The sequence below is a fragment of the Streptomyces pathocidini genome (assembly GCF_001418495.1).
Classification (GTDB): domain Bacteria; phylum Actinomycetota; class Actinomycetes; order Streptomycetales; family Streptomycetaceae; genus Streptomyces; species Streptomyces pathocidini.
This window is the reverse complement of the sequence record NZ_LIQY01000573.1, coordinates 1-1,240: the sequence shown is the minus strand read 5'-3', so window position 1 is coordinate 1,240 and position 1,240 is coordinate 1. Positions and strand designations below refer to the sequence as shown.

Here is a 1,240-nt window from a genome sequence, read left to right as displayed (position 1 = left end):
GGCAACCCCGTCCTCCCGGCCCCGGCGGGCACCCGTACCGTCGCCGACGTGGTCACGCCCGAACTGGTCGTGCAGCTCACGCGCGGGGTCACCGGGACGGGCCGGACGGCCGGCCACACCCCGTTCACCGGGGAGCGGCTGGCCGAGCTGCCCGAGGCCACGCCCGAGGACGTGGCCGGGGCGTTCGCGCGGGCGCGCGAGGCGCAGCGGGCCTGGGCGTGTACGCCCGTACGGCAGCGGGCGGCCGTGCTCCTGCGCTTCCACGACCTGCTGCTGGCCCGCCAGGACGAGGTGCTCGACCTGATCCAGGTCGAGACGGGCAAGACGCGGTTGCACGCGCACGAGGAGGTGCAGGAGGTCTCCCTCACCGCCCGCTACTACGGGCGCAGGGCCCCCGCCCTCCTCCGGCCCAGGTCCCACACCGGCGCCGTCCCCGTCCTCACCAAGGTCACCGAACTGCGCCGGCCCAAGGGCGTGGTGGGCCTGATCGCCCCCTGGAACTACCCCCTCTCGCTGTCCGTCGGCGACGCCCTCCCGGCTTTTGCCGCGGGCAACGCGGTCGTCATGAAGCCCGACACCGAGACCGCGCTGACCGCCCTGTGGGCACGCGACCTGCTGGTCGAGGCGGGGCTGCCGGCCGAGGCGTGGCAGGTCGTGCTCGGCGAGGGCCCGGTCGTCGGCCCGGCGGTCGTCGAGCACGCCGACTACGTGGCCTTCACCGGCTCCACCCGCACCGGCCGCGACGTGGCCCAGCGGGCCGCCGCCCGGCTGGTCGGCTGCTCGCTCGAACTCGGCGGCAAGAACGCCATGCTGGTGCTCGCCGACGCCGACCTGGACAAGGCCGCGCAGGGCGCGCTGCGCGCCTGCTTCTCCTCTGCTGGCCAGCTGTGCGAGTCCATCGAGCGGCTGTACGTCCACACGTCGGTCGCCGAGGCGTTCCTGGCGCGGTTCGTCGCGCGCACGAAGGCGATGCGGCTGTCCACGGCCCTCGCGTACGGCGCCGAGATGGGCTCGCTCGCCGGGCAGCGCCAACTGGACGCCGTCGTACGGCACGTGGACGAGGCGCGCGACAAGGGCGCGAAGGTCCTCGCGGGCGGCCGCGCCCGCCCCGACATCGGCCCGTACTTCTACGAGCCGACCGTCCTCGACGGAGTCGAGGCGCCGATGGCCGTGTGCGCCGAGGAGACCTTCGGCCCGGTCGTCTCCGTCTACCGCTTCACCGACGAGGACGAGGCGGTCG

General features: G+C 74.8%; 1 protein-coding gene. It reads left to right on the top strand.

The window, feature by feature from the left end:
* A partial coding sequence (locus AOK16_RS22805; RefSeq protein WP_055474031.1) for a succinic semialdehyde dehydrogenase occupies window positions 1–1,240 on the top strand: 1,240 nt, incomplete at both ends.